Annotated in this window: 14 protein-coding genes; 5 read left to right on the top strand and 9 right to left on the bottom strand. The window is 67.3% G+C overall.

The genetic code is table 11. From position 1 onward, the window contains the following. The first annotated feature begins 25 nt into the window (after window positions 1-25). The gene (locus VAPA_RS10455; RefSeq protein ID WP_021006738.1) at window positions 26-289 is read left to right on the top strand and encodes a hypothetical protein; all 264 of its coding nucleotides are present in this window, start codon (window positions 26-28) and stop codon (window positions 287-289) included. 37 nt (window positions 290-326) lie between these two features. On the opposite strand, the gene VAPA_RS10450 is transcribed toward VAPA_RS10455, so the two are convergent. After that, on the bottom strand, window positions 327-1,211 hold the full coding sequence (locus tag VAPA_RS10450) for a class I SAM-dependent methyltransferase (RefSeq protein ID WP_021006737.1): 885 nt from the start codon (window positions 1,209-1,211) through the stop codon (window positions 327-329). A 74-nt stretch (window positions 1,212-1,285) separates the two neighbouring features. Here VAPA_RS10450 and VAPA_RS10445 point away from each other — a divergent pair, with 74 nt between their 5' ends. The 3 genes from VAPA_RS10445 to VAPA_RS34440 all read left to right on the top strand — a co-directional run bounded on the left by VAPA_RS10445 (window position 1,286) and on the right by VAPA_RS34440 (window position 3,136). Continuing rightward, window positions 1,286-1,744 (top strand): helix-turn-helix domain-containing protein, encoded by a 459-nt coding sequence (locus VAPA_RS10445; protein WP_021006736.1) that lies wholly within the window; start codon window positions 1,286-1,288, stop codon window positions 1,742-1,744. A 137-nt stretch (window positions 1,745-1,881) separates the two neighbouring features. After that, window positions 1,882-2,220 (top strand): PRC-barrel domain-containing protein, encoded by a 339-nt coding sequence (locus VAPA_RS10440; RefSeq protein ID WP_021006735.1) that lies wholly within the window; start codon window positions 1,882-1,884, stop codon window positions 2,218-2,220. 772 nt (window positions 2,221-2,992) lie between these two features. Continuing rightward, on the top strand, window positions 2,993-3,136 hold the full coding sequence (locus VAPA_RS34440; RefSeq protein WP_155248066.1) for a hypothetical protein: 144 nt from the start codon (window positions 2,993-2,995) through the stop codon (window positions 3,134-3,136). 192 nt (window positions 3,137-3,328) lie between these two features. Here the strand turns inward: VAPA_RS34440 and VAPA_RS10430 are convergent, their stop codons facing one another. Next, window positions 3,329-3,634 (bottom strand): helix-turn-helix domain-containing protein, encoded by a 306-nt coding sequence (locus VAPA_RS10430; RefSeq protein ID WP_021006733.1) that lies wholly within the window; start codon window positions 3,632-3,634, stop codon window positions 3,329-3,331. Between the two features lie 262 nt (window positions 3,635-3,896). Here VAPA_RS10430 and VAPA_RS10425 point away from each other — a divergent pair, with 262 nt between their 5' ends. Beyond that, window positions 3,897-4,469 carry a helix-turn-helix domain-containing protein gene (locus VAPA_RS10425; protein WP_041946073.1) on the top strand — a complete coding sequence of 191 codons (573 nt, stop codon included), beginning with the start codon at window positions 3,897-3,899 and terminating at the stop codon, window positions 4,467-4,469. Here the strand turns inward: VAPA_RS10425 and VAPA_RS34435 are convergent. From VAPA_RS34435 to treS, 7 genes are all read right to left on the bottom strand, one after another. After that, window positions 4,443-4,694, bottom strand: a complete 252-nt coding sequence (locus VAPA_RS34435; protein WP_155248065.1) for a hypothetical protein — start codon at window positions 4,692-4,694, stop codon at window positions 4,443-4,445. The genes VAPA_RS10425 and VAPA_RS34435 overlap by 27 nt on opposite strands. A 223-nt stretch (window positions 4,695-4,917) precedes the next feature. Further along, window positions 4,918-5,274: an HNH endonuclease gene (locus VAPA_RS10420; RefSeq protein ID WP_021006731.1), complete on the bottom strand. Its 357-nt coding sequence runs from the start codon at window positions 5,272-5,274 to the stop codon at window positions 4,918-4,920. Window positions 5,275-5,617: 343 nt separating this feature from the next. After that, complete coding sequence (locus tag VAPA_RS10415) at window positions 5,618-10,678, bottom strand: malto-oligosyltrehalose synthase (RefSeq protein WP_021006730.1); 5,061 nt, start codon at window positions 10,676-10,678, stop codon at window positions 5,618-5,620. Next, the gene (gene treZ / locus VAPA_RS10410; protein ID WP_021006729.1) at window positions 10,671-12,509 is read right to left on the bottom strand and encodes a malto-oligosyltrehalose trehalohydrolase; all 1,839 of its coding nucleotides are present in this window, start codon (window positions 12,507-12,509) and stop codon (window positions 10,671-10,673) included. Before treZ ends, VAPA_RS10415 begins: the two co-directional genes overlap by 8 nt. Beyond that, window positions 12,506-14,671: a glycogen debranching protein GlgX gene (gene glgX, locus VAPA_RS10405; RefSeq protein ID WP_021006728.1), complete on the bottom strand. Its 2,166-nt coding sequence runs from the start codon at window positions 14,669-14,671 to the stop codon at window positions 12,506-12,508. The genes treZ and glgX overlap by 4 nt, the downstream gene beginning before the upstream one ends. A gap of 26 nt (window positions 14,672-14,697) precedes the next feature. Continuing rightward, window positions 14,698-15,417: a mechanosensitive ion channel family protein gene (locus tag VAPA_RS10400; RefSeq protein WP_021006727.1), complete on the bottom strand. Its 720-nt coding sequence runs from the start codon at window positions 15,415-15,417 to the stop codon at window positions 14,698-14,700. A gap of 58 nt (window positions 15,418-15,475) precedes the next feature. Continuing rightward, on the bottom strand, window positions 15,476-18,805 hold the full coding sequence (treS, locus tag VAPA_RS10395; RefSeq protein WP_021006726.1) for a maltose alpha-D-glucosyltransferase: 3,330 nt from the start codon (window positions 18,803-18,805) through the stop codon (window positions 15,476-15,478). Between the last annotated feature and the right edge of the window lie 10 nt (window positions 18,806-18,815).

The following is an 18,815-nucleotide window of genomic DNA, read 5'->3' as shown; positions in this document are numbered from 1 at the left end:
CACCCGGCACCCCAAAGACGAAGCAGTGGAGTCCTTGCAGACGCTCGCCATCTCCGAAGCCCTGCGGGCCCACCTCTCGGCCGACAACCTCCTGGCCATCAATTCGCATGGCCAGGAGGTTCTTCATGGCCTCGACTTCGCCGAGTCGCAGCTTCTCGTGGACTGCAGCGAGCAGCCGCCCGCGGATGCCTCCATGCGTGAGCAATGCGCCAGGCTCGTCATCAAGCACGAGCGGGCCCGGCTGCGCATCGCCACGGTCGACGACGAACGCACGGCGGCCAAGTACTAGAACCGGATCCGTTCAGCACACCAGACAACCATCCGCTTCAGACACGGGCGGCCTCCTTCGGTGCAGTTGTTGCGGAAGCTGCCTGGGCGCCGATCATCCAGCAGGCGGCGGTGAAGCGGACTTCGCTGCCGTGCACATAAGGTTCGAAGGCTGCGCGCACGGCTTCGATGACCTGCGTGCGCGTTCGCTCGTCCGCATCCTGAAGAACCAGGCCGACAGGGCCCATCCTCGTGAGATAGCCATGCAGCGCCTTCTCGGGCAACGTGCACTCGACATCGATCGGCCGGATATCGATGCCGGTCCAGCCGCTCTCCTCCAGGACGGAGGAAACCCGATCACGGTCCGCAAAGGAGAACTGGCCCGGCGCGCCCGGCTGGCGCGCCGGCAGGTTCGGCAGCAGCGGTGCGGCGGCGCGCTCCGCCGTCGTCATGAACGGGTTCTCCGCGGCGCTGCGCCATGCGATGACCCGAAGCGCGGCACCGTCGCTCGCGGCATGCCGCAGGTTCGCAAAGGCCTGCACCGGGCTGTCGAAGAACATGATGCCGAAGCGCGAAACGATCAAGTCGAAGCTTGCCGGCTCGAAGGCGTGTCTCTGCACGTCGCCGCAAATGAAGCTCGCCGGCGCGCCCACCCGTTCGGCACGCGCCCGGGCGGCGGCAATCATCGGCTCCGAAATATCGGCGCCGACGCAATGCCCCGCCGCGCCGAGCAGCCGTGCAATGGCCAGCGTGGTGGCGCCCGTGCCGCAGCCGACGTCGAGCACCCGGCGCGGGGATGCGGCGCGTGCCTCGTCCACGAGCAGGTTCTCGAACGGCGCGAGCAACCGGTCGAGCGGCTCCTGCGCATCGACCCAGGCGCGCCCGGCGCGGCCGTTCCAGAGTGCGGCTTGTTCGTTGTCTTCCATCTGCTGCTTGAAGTTCATGATCGTTTGTCCTTGGCTTGCCTCACGAGGCGGAAGCTAGACTGTGCAACTTCAAGTCGACTTGAGGTCAAGAGGTGGCGACACAACATCTGGACATCGCCCAAGTGGCACAGCAATCCGGCGTTCCCGCATCGACACTGCGGTTCTACGAGGAAAAGGGGCTGATCGCCTCGACCGGCCGGCGCGGCCTGCGCCGCCTGTTCGATGCCGGCGTGCTGGAACGCCTGGCGCTGATCGCCGTGGGACGCGCCGCGGGCTTCTCGCTCGACGAGATCGCGCGCACGTTCGCGCACGAGGGCGGGCCGCGCATCGACCGGCGGATGCTTGCGGCCAAGGCGGAAGAGCTCGACAGGACGATTCGCAAACTCAGCGCCATGCGCGACGGCCTGCGGCACGCTGCCGCCTGCCCTGCGCCGAGCCACATGGAGTGCCCCACGTTCAGGCGCATCGTGCGGGCCGCGGCGTCCGGGGCCATTGGCGCGCGAGGAAAGAAGGCGCCCCAGTTGCCGAATCAGGCAGCACACCGCGCTTAGTCCGGGTGCCAGACAGCCTCCTACAACACGACGATCTCTCCGCCGATGCGGCAGGAATTTTCTAGATCGAAAGTTGCAGTCCTGGGCATCGCAATCAACGCCGTCATCCCCCAGAAATGCCGGCTGGAGTTACTTCCATGGTCAGCGCCAATCCAGTTATTTCGTCAGAGCGTGTCGAGGGGTCATCCGTCTACAACGCGTCGGGAGACAAGCTCGGCAGCATCGACGAACTCATGATCGACAAGATCTCGGGTCAGGTCCGTTATGCCGTGATGGAGTTCGGCGGCTTCCTGGGCATAGGCACGGACCGCTATCCGCTCCCGTGGTCCATGCTGAAGTACGACACCTCGCAGGACGGCTACGTGGTGCCGTTGACCAAGGCACAGATCGAGGGTGCGCCGAAGTATGCGAGCGACCGCGCGCCCGAGTACGACGATGCGTACAGCGGGACGGTGGACAAGTATTACGGACTTTGAAAGCACACGGCCGCAGCCGCCCGGATACGGCGGCTGCGGCCATCACCGCCGGGGGCCGCTGTAGGGCTTGCAGGTCAGAACAGCGGTGTGCCGCCGATGGTCTCTGGGAGGCTCTTTGTCGTGGGCAGCAGCAGTGAGGGCATTTGTCTCCCCGGAAGAGGTGCGTACCGCCCATGCGCGCGTACGGCGCAACTTCTACAGTGACTTCACGGCGAAACGCTTTGTTCCAAGACAGGCAAACAAGCGGCGCCGGTTGTCCACCTCACTGGAGAACGCACATGGAACGCAGCCAGCTACCCGGAAATTGCTTCTTGGTGCTTGTGTACTTGCTCGCGCTGCTTGCTTTGTGGCTCAGCAACTGAACGTGAAGCCGCCGACCCGCGCTGAAAGAACGAACTATCGCTGCGAAGGAGGCTATGCACCCGCCGCCTTTTCACGGGCTTGCCATCGCACTTGCCATTTTGAAGTTCAAGCGAGCCTTGCGCCCCAACTGATCTCGACGCCCGCGGACTGGAAAGTAAGCCGCAGCTGCCTCCAGGAAGCGCTTCTGGTCGAACAGCGCGTTTCCCACGACGTCATCAGCATTCCATCCCTTCAAACATAGCTGTTCATGTGGTGGCGGCGGGGATGGCTTGATGACCTCACAACCTCCGACTCCTGGAGTCTCGTCACAGATTCCGTTGATGATGTCCCATATCAACAATCCACCGACACCTCGTGCACCACGCGCGCCTTTCAACCCCGCTCCGCGCTGCTTCTTCGATTTTGTACCGTGCTCCTCCCCCTCCGGGTGACCGACGTTGCGCTCAGGCTCTGGCTCGCAAAGGCCCAGGTCCAGGCGGTGGGCTGGCCCAGCGGGTTCCAGGCGATGCCGGTGACCAGCGGGGTGCCGTTTGCGGCGCGGCAATCAGGATGAGAAGAGCGCGTCAATCAAGATGAGAAGGATGGCGTGGGCGGGAGGTCGGCGGGCGTAGCCCGACGAGCTCCCGCCCACGCCGGCGACAGGTTCCCTGCGGGGCACCTGTCGAATAGATGCCTGCACTGCCTGTCGATCGTCGGAGGATTACTCGGCTCGACGACTTACTTTGTCTGAGTGTGACGGGGGCTGCTAGCCGGCTCGGCGGACACGCTTGACCACCCGCGCGGGCAGCGTTTCCACAAGTTGCGAGACCGAGACCTCCAGGCCGCCGGCCAGCCTCCAAATGTTGAAGAGCGACAAGTTGCGCTCGCCGCGTTCAACAGAACCAACGTAGTTGGGGTGCAAGCCGGCCAACTCCGCAAGTTGCTCGATCGTGATGAGGCGGTCGTGTCGTAAGGCGCGCAGATGCTCGCCAAATGCTTGTTGCAGACGCTCCAGCTCTTTGCCGGACGCGGAGTCCCGTGGCTGGGGTTTGTTTGCAACTACTCGGGGCATGCGCCCAAGTTTTCAATCTCCAACACTAAGAGTACACAAACTATCAGTTTGGTTATGAGGCTGATTCTGGCAAACTAGCCGAAAACAAAACGCAAAGTGTGTTTTGTTTCGATCAAATTTCCTTCTTCGTCAGCTCAACTATCTGGAGCGGAGTGAGATTCAAATGACGCGCCGACAAGTCGCTTCGCCTCTGCCAATGGTCCGACCCCTGCGGTTGCCGGTCTCGGTCACGCGAGCCCGACCGCGGCAACCCGCACCTGTCGTGCGCAGCCTGTCCGCGGCCCGCATCGGCGCGCAGGTGAGGGCGCTGCGCATGGCGGCCGAGGTGTCTGGCGGCGAACTGGCCAAGACCTCGGGGATTTCTGCCTCGATGCTTTCTCGCATCGAGCGCGGTTTGGTCTCGCCGTCGGTGGAGACCCTGGAGCGTCTCGCGAATGGTCTGTGTGTGCCGGCGTCGCGCTTCTTCAGCGACCAGGCGCGGCGCACTGACTTCTGTCATGTGCGCGCAGGACATGGTGTCTTGGTCGATCGCATCGGCGCGGTGGCGGACTACCGCTACGAGCTGCTGGGCCATCTGCTGTCGGGCAACCTGTTCGTGGAGCCCTACCTGGTCACGCTGCTGTCCGGTGCCGATCCCTACGTGACCTTCCAGCATCCGGGCCTCAAGTTCCTGTACTTCCTGTCCGGGGAGGTCACATACCGCTATGGCGCGAAGTCGGTTGCGGTGAGGGCAGGTGACTCGCTGCTGTTCGATGCGACCGCACTGCATGGGATCGAGGCCATCCAGACCCAGCCAGTCTCTTATCTGTCAGTGGTGTTCACGCTGCGAGAGTAGGTTGTTCTTGGCGGCATTGCCGCGCAGCGGGGCGACGCGGGTGCCCATTCGATGGTCCCCCCCGAATTCGCTGCGTGCCGAATTCACCTCTCTGTCCGGCTCTATTTCTCGGTGTTCGGCATGCCGAACACCGAGAAAATCTCGAACGGTAGCAACAGCGGAGGTCTTCTGCTTGATGGAGCCGTGAGGAAATTTATGCGGCGGCCGGGTGGGCTCGTTCTGCATGCGGGATGGATGTCTTGAACGGCCGATCACCCCAGGTGAGACGCACCGCGACGCGGCTCGCTCCGTGCAGGTTGTTTCAGGTTAGTCGAAAGACTTCAGTCAGACAACGACAGTTCAAAGTCGAGCGTCCTCCAAGGCCAGAACGAATGCCAAAGTTCGCAAGCAATGTTGCCGCAGCACGACTGTCCGGCCAGCCGCGTTTCTCCGATGAACAACAGGCTTGCTACTCAACCGTCGGGCCCTTCGCACCCCAAACTCCGGCGGCAACACTGAGCAGCACAAAGAATGAATAAGCCTCAGGGTCGGAGGCGGAGCCCGGAAACAGCGCATGGCGGCCGTGGTTGCAGTAACGGCAAGCGGCCACGATGTTGGAAGCGATGGTGCGCCCGCCATCCATCTTCGCGGCCAGATGCTCGGCCGTCAGCCGAAACATTCGCGCCCGGTCGCGCGAGATGCCATGCGCCGCCGCGAACGCTTTCGCGTCTGCGCGCCACATCGGGTGCAGACAGTAAAAACAAAGGTGGCCTTGAGCCAAGAAAGCGCTCTCGCGGAGCGCGCAGAGATTGGTTCTGTGCGTCATAAGGTTTCACGTTGAAGTGATTCCCCGTTGACGCTTGGCGCAGCCCGGGCGCCAGCGGCTTGGCCGGCTGGCGGTGCACCAACGTAGCGTCGGCGCTGTCGAGATTCTCAGGTCCCGAACAGTTTGGAGTTGATCGCGACGCCAACATCATGAGTGCCGATCATTTCGGAGGACGCCCAAAACGCCTCTGCTTCGGCGTCCCGCTGCTCAACCATGAGTCGACCTTGCTCAAGTAGCTCTCGACCTCGCGCAGCCAAGTCTCCGAGGCCGGAGGATCTCTCGACTACGCCTATCCGGTCGGCCGCACTCCACTACTCTGCAAGCGATTCGACGAATCAAGCTCTCAGCCCTTGAACGCCGCCCAGGGCATGCGGCAGAACGCTTCTTCCAGCGATACGGCGCAACCCTTGTCAGCCAGCGATTCCCCGGTGAGCACGTTCACCAACGTTGCGCCTTCGAGATCCTCAGGCAGCACCACCCTCGTCCCCCGCCACGCATCCGCATCGGGAAGCTCCGGCACACCATCCGCGCCGGCGCGCGCAATTCCCGCAAACAACCGCCCCGCCATCACCACCAGCGTCCGCCCTTCGTGCCGGCGCGCAAAGGCCACCACATGCCGCGCCAGCGGCCCTTCGACCGTGAGCCCTTCATAGCTGCCTTCGCGGAACAGCTCCGCGTGCTCGCGCCGCATCGACAGCAGCCGCCAGATGAACCACAGCTTTGCGCGGCCATCGTGCGGCGACACGGCAAGCGCCTGCACACGCATGGCCAGGTCGGGCCCATCAGCCATCGCCTGGAGTTCATCGAGCCGCCGGCTGCGCAGTTCATAGTCCACCGGCCGCCGGTTGTCGGGGTCGACCAGGCTCAGGTCGATCAGCTCGCTGCCCTGATAGAGATCGGGCACGCCGGGCGAGCCGTACTTCAGCAGCGTGAGCGTCAAGCCGTTCCACGCACCGAACCACGACAGGCGATCGGCCAGGCGCTGAATGTCCGCAAGGCAGCCGTCCTTCGACAGGTCCGAGAGGATCCGCTGCACCAGGGCTTCGAGTGCCGCTTCGTACGGCGCATCGGGCTGGGTCCAGCGCGTGTGGAGCTTGGCTTCGCGCGCGGCCTTCTGCATGTACTGCCACACGCGCGCGGCATAGGCCGGCACGTCGGCGGCATCGAGCCCGCCGAAGGGCAAGGTGCCGAGCAGGGTCTGGTAGAGCAGGTACTCGTCGGCGCGTGAAGGCGCCGCCTCCGCCTGCTCGCCACCGCGGCAGAGCGCGTGCCAGCGCGTGAGCCCGTCGCGCCACTCGCCGGGCATTTCGGAGAGCACGTCGATGCGGTTGCGCACCTCTTCCGATCGCTTGTTGTCGTGCGTGGAAGTGGCGAGCATGGTGTGCGGCCAGTGCAGCGCCCGGTCGGCGCTGAGCGCATGGAACTCGGACACGTCGATGCCGAACCGGTCGGGCTCGCCGCCCACCTCGTTGAGCGAACTGAGCGGAAAGTAGCGATAGAACGAGGTGTCCTCCACGCCCTTGGCCGCGACCGGCGCGCTGAACTGCTGGAAGCGCATCGCGAACCGGCGCACGCGCTCGGCCAGGGCCGGCGGCGCATGCGCGGCGGCGGTCTCGCCGCGCAGCGAGCGGCGCACGAAGGCGAACACGGAACGGTCGGCATCGAGGCTCTGGCGTTCGGCCGCCTCGGTGGCGGCGTCGATGAAATTCGCGTCCTGCGCGGAAGGCGCATCGACGATGTAGGTGCGGTAGACCGGCATGCAGGCGGCCACCTCCGCGAGCACGCGGCGCAGGGCGTTGAGTGTGTAGTCGCGCGTGCCGCGGTCGGCCCGCGCAATTCTGAGCAGTTCGGTGGAGAGCACGTTGAGTTCCGACGACAGCGCATTGCGCATGACCTCGCGCTTGCCCGAGCGGGCCACGGCATCGAAGTCCTGCGTTTCGCCCGTGAAGCCATGCCAGGCCTGCCGCAAGGCGTCGGCTGCGGCGGTATCCACGAGCACGCCGTTCGCCACGTTGGCAAAGCGATAGCCGGTGGTGCCGTGCACGTGCCATTCGACCGGCACCTCTTCCTCCGCGGCGGCGATCTTCTCGGCGACCACGTACAGCGGGCGCGGCGGCCGGCCGTCGGGGCCGGAGGCCGGCAGGACGATGCCCGCGCGGCGCGCATAGCCTTCCTGCAGCTGTCGGAAGTAGCGTGCGGGGTCGTACAGGCCATCAGGATGGTCGATGCGCAGGCCGTCCACCACGCCGGCCGCGGCAAGGTCGAGCGCGAAGGACTGCGTGGCCTCGAACACGTCGTCGCGCTCCATGCGCACCGCCGCCAGGTCGTTGATGTCGAAGAAGCGCCGGTAGTTGATTTCGTCGGCCGCCACGCGCCAGTAGGCGAGCCGGAAGGCCTGCATCTCGATGAGCCGGTGCAGCTGGTCGCGCGCCTCTTCCGAGGCCAGGTTGAACTCCGCCACCGCTGCCAGCACGGCCCGTGCGAGGGAAGGATGCCTCTGCGCCAGATGCGCAAGGCGATCCTTGAACAGCTCCTTGTCGCGCACGCGTTCCGTGCACTCGGAAGGCGTCTGCACACGGCGGCCGGGCAGGTGGCCGAAGGCCGTCGAGAGGCTGGCGAGTTGCGCCGCGAGCTCGGGGGCCTTCAGATGCTGCAGCGCCTGCCTGAGAACCACGGGATAGCTTTCGGGCGCGAGGGGAAACCGGTGGTCAAAATAACGCAACGCAAAGCTGCCCTGCTCCGCTTCGAAGTGCAGCACCAGCTCTCCCGTGGCGAGCACCTCGCCGTAGTGCCCGCCGAGCACGGGCAGCAGCACCTTGCCGGCCAGCTCTTCATTGAGCGGCTGCCAGTCGATGTCGAAGTGGTGCGCGAACAGCGAGGCCGGGCCGTTCTCCAGCACGTCCATCCACCAGGCGTTGTCGGCGCCGAGCACGCCCATGTGGTTGGGCACCATGTCGAGGAGCTGCCCCAGCCCGTTTGCCTGCAGCGCCGCGACGAAGCGCGCAAAGCCCTCGGCGCCGCCGAGCTCGGGATTGATCTCGGCATGGGCGACCACGTCGTAGCCGTGCGTGCTGCCCGCGCGCGCGCGCTGGATGGGCGAGCAATACACATGGCTCACGCCGAGCTGCGCGAGGTATGGCAGCACGCGAATGGCGTCGTCGAAGCCGAAACCCTGGTGGAACTGCAGCCGGTAGGTGGCCCGCGGCACGCACGCCTGCGGCAGCGTCGGCGGCGTAGCTTCCGCGCCCACGCTGCGGCGCGGCCGCGCCGTGCGCAGGCGCTCGGCCAGCCCCTGCATGGCATCGCCCGCGGCCAGTTCCTGCACGGTCGGCCCCAGCTTGCGCCGCCAGTTGGGATGCGTGTCGGTGGTGCCGGGCATGTTGGCCTGCTCCACTTCACCGGCCACGTCCTCGAGCTGGAACACCATCAGCGCCGACGGAGCCGCGGCAAGGAACGCGTGGATCGCCTGCACGATCCGCGGCGAAGGCGTTGCGAGCGACAGCGCCTGTGCCGCCTCGTCCGGCGACAGCAGCCCCGCCTCGCGCACCGCCAGCATCAACCGGATGCGCTCCTGCGCGCGGCCCAGAAGCTGCCCATCGAGCAGCCGGGGATCGGGGAAGAGGCCGAGCGCCAGCCGCAGCCGCAGGTCGTGGCCCGACCACCAGCCCGCCAGCGTGGCGAGATCGTGCGTGCTGATGGCCACCAGCGCGGCCGCCGGATAGGCCGAGGGGGAGGTGAACCCGCCGCCCTGCTGCTTCTCGAAGTAGAGCAGCCGGTATGACAGCACGTCGGCACGCGCGAGGGCTTCCCGCATGGCGTCTTCCACCGTGCCCAGGTCCTCGCCCACGACCATGCAGCGATGCCGATGGCTTTCGACCGCCACGATGGCCAGCATTTCATCGACCGGATAGCGCACGTACGCGCCGTCGTGCGGCGAGCGGCCCGGCGGAATCCAGAACAGGCGCATCAGCCCCATCACGTGGTCGATGCGCAGCGCGCCGGCATGGCGCATGTTGGCGCGCAGCATCTGCACGAAGGGCTGGTAGTGATGTGTGCGCAGGTGGTCGGGCCGCAGCGGCGGCAGGCCCCAGTTCTGGCCGGCCGGGTTGAACTCGTCGGGCGGTGCGCCAATGCTCGCGCCAACCGCGAAGCAATGCCGCGCGGCCCAGGCATCGGAGCCACCGCGGTCCACCGAGACGGCCAGGTCCAGGTAGAGGCCGATGCCCATGCCAAGCGCCGTGCAGCGCTCGCCCGCGCGCGCGAGCTGGCGCTCGGCCACCCATTGCAGGTACTGGTGGTACTGCAGGCGCTGCGCATGCTGCGCCGCGAAGGCCCTCACCTCGGGCGAATCCGCCTCCCGATAGTCCTCGGGCCATGCGAGCCAGCCCCAGCATTGCGGATCGGCGGCGGCGAAGTGGGCCTGCAGCGCCTCGAAGAGCGCGTGCTGGCGCAGCGGCTCGCCATGCGCCGAGACAAAAGCCAGGAAGGCCTCGCCTCTTGCGTCGGGGGCGCCGGCCGGCGAAAGATGCCGGGCGCGGAAGTGCTCGAACAGAAGCTCCAGCACCTCGAACTTGGCGGCGGCCACGCCGGCATGGTCGACCAGCGGCGCGGCCCGCAGCGCCGCGAGCCGGCCCTGGAACTCGGGCGATTCCACGTGCCGGCGCGCGGCCTCGCAGGCGGCGAAATCGTCGACCGCCTCCACGTCGATGTACAGCACGTTGATCCATTGCCGCGACGATGGGCTGTAGGGGCTGGCGCGCGGCGGATCGGTCGGAAACAGCGCATGCAGCGGGTTCAGGCCGATCACGTCGGCGCCCTGCCCGGCCATGCGGTCGATCAGCGCCTCCAGGTCGCAGAAATCGCCCATGCCCCAGTTGCGCGCCGAACGCAGCGCATACAGCTGGAGCGCCGGCCCCCAGACGCGGCCGCCATCCTGCACGGCGGGTGGCCGGTAGCAGCGGCCGGGCGAAGCGATGAGCATGGTCTCGCCGGCCAGGCCGTCGATCTGCAGCCGGTGATAGCCGGGCGCGAGCGCCTCTGCCAACTGCAGCGTGCAGCTGCCATGCGGCCACGGCTGCGCATCGGCTTCGCCGTGGCGCGAACGCCCTTGCTCGTCGCGCAGCCGCCACCGAAGGCTGCCCGACACCTGCGGCAGCTGCAGCGACCAGTGCGGTGCGTGCGCCTCCACCACCTGCACCGGCGGCATGGCGGGCACGGATGAAGAACCGGCCTCCTCCCTGATTGCGGCCCCCGCCTGCACGCCGAACTCGGCCAGCAGCGCGGCCAGGTTCTCGGGCGTCGCATGGCGCAGCGTTCCGAAGGCGTCGTGGTAGGTCGCAGAGATGCCGTAGCGCCGGCACAGGCGCTCCAGCGCATCGTGGCTCCAATGACCCGGCTCAGTCATCGGCCATGTCCTCCAGCGTGGCATGCACGGCGCCGCGCTCGAGTTGCAGGCCCGCTGCATCGGCCACGGTGCCCGTGCTGTAGAGCACCGTGCCAGGAGGCGCGGTGGTCTCCACGGCAGGCTGTGCGCCGAGATTCGCGAGCAGATGAAGGCGCTTTCCCGTCAGTTCCCACTCGACCCGAATGACGCCCTCTTCACAGCGATGGCTTCCCGCGCCGTGCGCGCCGGCCAGGTGCGGCACCAGCAGGCGATGGCGCACGTCGAGCAGCCGCTGAACCTCGCACAGGCGCGCGAAGTGCGGCTGCGCGCCGCGCTCGCGCCACCGCAGCTTCGAGGCCAGGAAGGTTTCGGCGGCGTTGGGATCGGGAATGCGCGCACGCGCCGCTTCGTCGGCAAAGGCGGCGAAGCGGCCGAACTCCGCGCGGCGCCCTTCGGCGACGGCCGAGGCCAGCTCGGGGCCGAAATCGCAGAAGTACAGGAACGGCGACGAGGCCGCGAATTCGTCGCCCATGAAGAACATGGGCACGTGCGGCGACAGCAGCACGCAAGCCAGCGCGGCGCGCACCAGCACCGGATCGCCCAGCGCATGGATGCGCTCGCCGAACGCGCGATTGCCGACCTGGTCGTGGGTCTGCAGGTAGGACACGAACGCGGTCGACGGCAGCTGCGTGCTGGGTTCGCCGCGCAGCTCCCCGCCGCGGAACGCCGATGGCTGCCCCTGGTAGATGAAGCCTTCGGCCAGTGCATGCGCAAAGCGGCCCGCGGCGGCGTCGGCATAGTCCGCGTAGTAACCGTCGCGCTCGCCGGTGGCCAGCACGTGCACGGCGTGGTGAAGATCGTCGTTCCACTGCGCGGTGCCCGCGACGGGCAAGCCGTTGCCGTCGCGCGCCAGCAGCGAGGCCTGGTTGGCGTCGTTCTCCAGCACCAGGTGCACCTGCCTCTCGCGCGCCGGGCCGGCGTTCAGCGCCTCGCGGATTTCCCGCACGATGTGCCTGGGCGAGGCATCGCGAATGGCATGGATCGCATCCATGCGCAGGCCGTCCAGGTGAAACTCCTCCACCCAGTACAGCGCGTTGTGGATGAAGAAGTCGCGCACGGTGCGCGAGCCCGGCCCGTCGAAGTTGATGGCCGCACCCCAGGGCGTGTGCTCGGCCGTGTTGAAGAATTCGGGGCAGCATGCGTGCAGATAGTTGCCCTCCGGCCCGAAGTGGTTGTAGACCACGTCGAGCAGCACCATCATCCCCAGCGCATGCGCGGTGTCGACCAGCGCCTTGAGGTCGTCCGGCGCTCCGTAACTGGCGTCGGGCGCGAACTGCAGCACGCCGTCATAGCCCCAGTTGCGCGCACCGGGAAATTCCGCCAGCGGCATGAGCTCGACGGCGGTGATGCCAAGCTCCGCCAGCTCGCCGAGTCGCTCGCGTACCGCCTGGAAGGTGCCTTCTTCGGTGAAGGCGCCGACGTGCAGCTCGTAGACCACGGCCTCGTGCCAGGGGCGGCCGCGCCAGGCGGTGTCGGTCCACGCGAAGCGGGCCGGATCGACGACCTGGCTCGGGCCATGGACGTCCTGCGGATTGAAGCGCGAGGCCGGGTCGGGCATGGTGGTGCCGTCGGCCAGCCGGTAGGCATAGCGGTCGCCATCGCGCGCATCGGCGAGCGTGAGGCGGTGCCAGCCGTCCGCGTCTTGCGCCATGGCGTGCGGCGTGCCCGTGCCTCCGGCCGGCGTGTGCACGAGCGCGATGCCATGCATCGACGGTGCCCAGAGCGCGAAGTCCACACCGCCGCCGTGCACCGTGGCGCCGAAGGGCATGCGGTGGATGCGGCTGCACGTCATGGCCGCACGTCCGGCCGGCTCAGCACCACCAGCGAGCGGCGCTGCAGCGGATAGGCGGGCTGCGACCAGGCGGGCGCGAGCGCGGCCACGTCCTCGGTGGCGGGCGGCGGCGTGCCGCTGGCGGTGTCGAGCAGCAGCCGCCATGCGCCGTAGGGCGCGGCCGGCAGGGTGAACGAGATCTCGTCGTGGTGCGCATTGAACAGCACCAGAAAATCATCGTCGTGCAACGCCTCGCCGCGCGGCCCTCGGTCGGCGATGCCGCCGCCGGACATGTACATCGCAAGGCATCGGGCGTTGCCGTCGCTCCAGTCCTCCGGGCGCATCTCGGCGCCGTCGGGCTTGAGCCAGACCACGTCGGTCACGCTCTCGGCCTCCGAGGGCTTGCCGGCAAAGAAGCTGCGGCGCCGGAACGAGGGGTGGGCGCGCCTGAGCGCGATGGTGCGCTCCACGAAGGTGATCAGCGCCTGCCGCTCCGGCGTGGGCGTCCAGTCGATCCAGCTGATGTCGTTGTCCTGGCAGTAGGCGTTGTTGTTGCCGTTCTGCGTGTGGCCGCGCTCGTCGCCGGCCAGCAGCATCGGCACGCCCTGCGACAGCAGCAGCGTGGCCAGCAGGTTGCGCTTCTGGCGCTCGCGCAGCGCGGCGATCCCGGGGTCCTCCGTCGACCCTTCGGCGCCGCAGTTCCAGGAGATGTTGTGGTTGCTGCCGTCGCGGTTGTCCTCGCCATTCGCCTCGTTGTGCTTGTCGTTGTAGGAGACCAGGTCGTTGAGCGTGAAGCCGTCGTGCGCAGTGATGAAATTGATGCTCGCGTGGGGCCGCTTCCCCGACCAGCCGTAGAGGTCTTCCGAGCCGGTGAGCCGCTTGCCGACCTCGCCGATCACGCCCGAGTCGCCTTTCCAGAACCCGCGCATGCCGTCGCGGTAGCGGTCGTTCCATTCGGCCCAGCCGAGCGGGAAGTTGCCCACCTGGTAGCCGCCGTGCCCCAGGTCCCAGGGCTCCGCGATGAGCTTGACGCGGTTGAGCGTCGGGTCCTGGCGGATGGCGTCGAAGAAGCCGCCCAGGTTCTCGACCTTGCCGGCCTCGCGCGCGAGGGCCGAGGCCAGGTCGAAGCGGAACCCGTCGACGTGCATTTCCTCGGCCCAGTAGCGCAGCGAATCCATCACCAGCTGCAGCGCGTGCGGATGCTCCAGGTTGACGGTGTTGCCGCAGCCGGTGAAGTCGTCGTAATAGCGCCGGTGGTCGGCATTGACGATGTAGTAGGAGGCGTTGTCCACGCCGCGCATCGAGAGCGTGGGCCCGAGCTGGTTGCCTTCGCAGGTGTGGTTGTAGACCACGTCCAGGATCACCTCGATGCCCGCCGAGTGCAGCGTCTTCACCATGGTCTTGAATTCCTTCACCTTGCCCGAGGCGCTGTAGCGCGTCTCGGGGGCGAAGTAGGCCAGCGAGTTGTAGCCCCAGTAGTTCTGCAGGCCCTTCTCCGCCAGGTGCCGGTCGTTGAGGAAGCTGTGCACCGGCAGCAGTTCGATGGTGGTCACGCCCAGGCGCTTGAGGTAGTCGACCACCGGCGCGCAGCACAGGCCGCCGTAGGTGCCGCGCAGCTCGGGCGGCACGTCGGGGTGGCGCATGGTGAAGCCGCGCACGTGCAGCTCGTAGATCACCATGTCCTGCCACGGCACCGAGGGCCGGCGGTCGTCGCCCCAGGTGAAGGCGGGCTCCAGCACGCGGCCCTTGGGCACGAGCGGTGCGCTGTCGCGGCGGTCGAACGAAAGGTCTTCGCGCTTGCTGCCCACCGTGTAGCCGTAGAGCGCATCGCCCCAGCGCAGTTCGCCCACCAGGTCTTTTGCGTAGGGGTCGACCAGCAGCTTGTGCGGATTGAAGCGATGGCCCTCTTCCGGCTTGTAGGGGCCGTGCACGCGGTAGCCGTAGGCCTGCCCCGGCCGGGCCTCGGGCAGGTAGCAGTGCCACACGCCGTCGGTGCGCTCCCGGATCGGGATGCGCTGGATTTCATGGCGGCCCTTCTCGTCGAAAAGGCACAAATCCACGCCCTGCGCGTGCTGGGAAAAAAGCGCGAAGTTCACACCCTCCCCGTCCCAGTTGGCGCCCCGCGGATAAGGGCGGCCCGGCCAGACGGCCGTGATCGAATTGCGTTGGCTGCTGCGTGTCATCAAATTGGATGTGGGAGAAAGAAATCTCAGCGCGGCGGGCGCTCGTCGGGCGGGCCGCCCTTGGCAGTGCCGTTGTCCTTCGGCAGGCGGGGCCACCAGCGCTCGATCTGCTCCGCCGCCCAATCCTTGCCCGCAAGCCCGAAGGCCAGCGCCAGCGCAAACACCACGCCCGCCAGCACCACCAGGAAGCTTTCGCGCACGATGTCGCCGCCCACCTTGACCTGGTCCAGCGCAATCAGGATGACGAAGGCCATGACCGCATAGCGCGCGATCTGCCCCAGCAGCGCGGCGTCGCGCAACTGCGCGCCCCGGAAGTAGCTCGACACCGCCTCTCCCACGAAGCGGGCAAAGTACGAACCGAAGGCCAGCACCAGCAAGGCCACGAACAGATTCGGCACGAACCACACCACGCGCCCGAGCAGGTCGGCGATGTAGCTCAGGCCCATGCCGTTGAACGCCAGCAGCAGCGCCGCAAAGATCACCAGCCAGTAGGCCAGCACGCCGAAGAGGCTGCTGGTGTCGCCCGGCCATCCGCCCTGGCGCAGGAAGTTGTCCAGCCCCGCGCGCTCGGTCAGCACGTTGAAATTGATGGCGCGCAGCGCCTTGGTGACCGCAAAGCGCACCGTTTTGGCGATCAGCCAGCCGGCGAGCACCACCACCAATGCCATCGCCAGGCGGGGCACGAAGGCCCCGACCTGGTAGAGCATTGCGTTCAGCGGCTCCAGGTGAATGCCAAATCGGTCCATGTTTCTCTCCGGTGCGTGGTTGTGGTGGCGGACGAAAGCGGCGAATGCAATGCAAGCATCAACCGGGCCGCTCCACATGCAGCAGCGCGAGCACCCCGTTCAGCGGCACCTGCGCCCAGTCGATGCGGTTGTTGAGCTCGTAGCGCAGCTCGTACAGCGCCTTCTCGATCTCGAACAGCGCGAGCAGGTCGGCGTCGATGCGGGTGGCGTCTTCTCCCGCGCCCGCTTCCGTGTAGCCGTCCAGGAAGGCCTGGCGCGCCGACTGCTCCCAGGCGGCGGCAGGCGGCCCCAGGTAGGCGGCCTCGTCCACGCTCTGCGCCACGCGCCGCAGGGCGGACCAGCGCACGTAGTTCAACGAACGCAGCATGCCGGCCACGTCGCGCAGCGGCGATCCCTTGGCGCGGCGCTCGTCGAAGCTGCGCGCCGGCTCGCCTTCGAAGTCGATGATCACGAAGTCGTTGTCCCGCAGCAGGACCTGCCCCAGGTGGAGGTCGCCGTGGTAGCGGCTCTTGATGCCGCCGTGCGCCTGCGGCGTGCGCGCGGCAATGGCGTCCTGCAGCGCAGCCTCCATCGCGAGCAGGGCCTGGGCGTCGGGCTGCGCCGGCGCCGGCAGCTGGTTCAACCTTTCGCGCAGCAGCCCCAGGGTGGTGGCGGCGTCGGCGCGGGCCTGCTCTGCGTAGCGGGCGATGTCGCTGTCCAGCAGCGGTTCGGGGTCGAAGGCCGCCGCGCCGGTGCGCAGCGCCAGCGCCTTGTGCAGCTCGGCGGTGCGCCGGCCCAGCGTGGCCATGAGCGCGAGAAAGCCGCCGTGCACGGCCATCGGGTCCGGCAGCGTGCCGTCGGTGGTGGCGAAGTCGCGCAGGAAGCGCTCCAGGTGGCCCAGCGTGTGATCCCAGCCGTCGCCCTGGTTCGACACATAGGACTGCACCATGGCCAGCGTCATGGCGCGGCCGTCGTTGCCGGTGTATTCGAGCGCGCCCAGCACCGGAACGCAATGCGGATATCTGGCGACCTCGGTCAGGAAGCGGCCCATTTCCAGCTCGGGGTTCAGGCCCTCGCGCAGGTGGCGGTAGCCCTTGAGGAACAGGGTTTCGTCGAGCGTCACCACGGTGTTGCTGCTCACGCCGCTGGGCCGCCCGACCGGCAGGCTGGCGATGTCGGCCTCGACGTCGGCAAAGGCGGCCGTCGCGCGGAACTTGAGCCGTCCGTGCGCGGTTTCCAGGTCCAGGCCGCTGCGGATGGCCTGCACCAGCGCGCGGCAGAAGGCTTCGTCGTAGAACGCATCGCCCATCAGGCCCACCTGCGCCTGCTGCCGCACCTTGGCGAGCGCCGCCTGCGCAACGCCGGCCATGCGCTCTTCGTCGCGCTCCTCCCAGGCCAGTGCCAGCGGCATGAAGTAGGTGGCCCCGCCGGGCGGCCCGTCGAGTTCGAGCAGCGGCAGCATCCAGCTGAGCGGCCCCACCTCCCACACGGCATGGTCCGCCAGGCGCGCGCGTTCGATGGCGACTCCCTTCGACGCATACCAGCGCTGGATCTCGATGTGGCGCGGCAGCGTCTCCAGCTCGAACTGGGCGCGCATGCGCTCCGACATGCCGATGCGCCAGGGCATCACGCGCTCGCGGAAGAAGCTGGTCCAGCCGTCGAACAGCACCAGGGTGGGCCACTCCTGGAGCGCCACACCCTCCTGGTGCCAGCTGGGCATCTCGGCATCGGAGGTGAGCCTGAACCAGTAGAAGCCGTACGAGGCCAGCGTGAGCAGGTACGGCAGCTCGCCGATGGGCGGGAACGGCGCGCGGCCCAGCATCTCGATGGGCACGCGGCCCTTGAAGGCCGAGAGGTCCAGCTCCACCGGCTGGGCGGCGCGCGAGAGGTTGAACACCGTGAGGATGATGTCCTGGTCGTACTCGCTCAGGTAGGCCAGGATCTTGCGGTTGCCCGGCTTCAGGAAGCGCCGCTTGCCGCGGCCGAAGGCATGGCTGGTCTTGCGCACGGCCAGCATGCGCTTGGTCCAGTTGAGCAGCGAGCTGCTGTCGCGCGCCTGCGCCTCCACGTTGAGCGCCTCGTAGCCGAACATCGGGTCCATGATGGGCTGCAGGTACAGCCGCTGCGGGTCGGCGCGCGAGAAGCCGGCGTTGCGGTCGGGGCTCCACTGCATGGGCGTGCGCACGCCGTTGCGGTCGCCCACGAACACGTTGTCGCCCATGCCGATCTCGTCGCCGTAATAGATGATGGGCGAGCCGGGCATCGACAGCAGCATGCCGTTCATGAGCTTGACGCGGTCGATGTCGTTTTCCATCAGCGGCGCCAGGCGCCGGCGGATGCCCAGGTTGATGCGCGCGCGCAGGTCGGCGGCATACATGGTGTACATGTAGTCGCGCTCCTTGCTGGTCACCATCTCGAGCGTGAGCTCGTCGTGGTTGCGCAGGAAGATGGCCCACTGGCAGCCCTCGGGAATGTCGGGGGTCTGCTGCATGATCTCGACGATGGGGTGCCGGTCTTCCTGCGCAATGGCCATGTACATGCGCGGCATCAGCGGAAAGTGGTACGCCATGTGGCACTCGTCGCCATCGCCGAAATACTCGCGCACGTCTTCCGGCCACATGTTGGCTTCGGCCAGCAGGAAGCGGTTCTTGTACTGCGCGTCGATGGCGGCGCGCACCTTCTTGATCACCGCATGGGTCTCGGGCAGGTTCTCGTTGCTGGTGCCGTCGCGCTCCACCAGGTAGGGAATGGCGTCGAGCCGGAAACCGTCCACGCCCATGTCGAGCCAGAAGCGCATCACCTTGAAGATGGCTTCGAGCACGGCGGGGTTGTCGAAGTTGAGGTCCGGCTGGTGGCTGAAGAAGCGGTGCCAGTAGTAGGCCTTGGCCACCGGGTCCCAGGCCCAGTTGGAGGTCTCGGTGTCGGTGAAGATGATGCGCGTGCCCTGGTAGATCTGGTCGGTGTCGCTCCACACGTAGAAGTCGCGCTCGGGCGAGCCGGCCGGCGCGCGGCGCGCGGCCTGGAACCAGGAGTGGTCGTTCGAGGTGTGGTTGATGACCAGCTCGGTGATCACCCGCAGCCCGCGTTCGTGGGCGGCCTCGAGCATCTCGCGGAAGTCGTCCAGCGTGCCGTACTGCGGGTTCACGTCCTCGTAGGCCGAGATGTCGTAGCCGTCGTCGCGCAGCGGCGACGGGTAGAAGGGCATCAGCCAGATGGTGTTGACGCCGAGCTCCTTCACGTAGTCGAGCTTGGCCGTCACGCCCTTGAAATCGCCGATGCCGTCGTTGTTGGAGTCGAAGAACGCCTTGACGTTGAGCTGGTAGATCACCGCATCCCGGTACCACAGCGGGTCGTCGCTGATGTCGATCTCTATCGTTTCGAGCGCAATGTGGGAGACGGGGGCGTTCATCGTTGCGGCC

Source organism: Variovorax paradoxus B4, assembly GCF_000463015.1.
GTDB classification, from domain to species: domain Bacteria; phylum Pseudomonadota; class Gammaproteobacteria; order Burkholderiales; family Burkholderiaceae_C; genus Variovorax; species Variovorax paradoxus_E.
The sequence above is the reverse complement of the archived record's forward strand: the minus strand, read 5'-3'. Positions and strand labels throughout refer to the sequence as shown.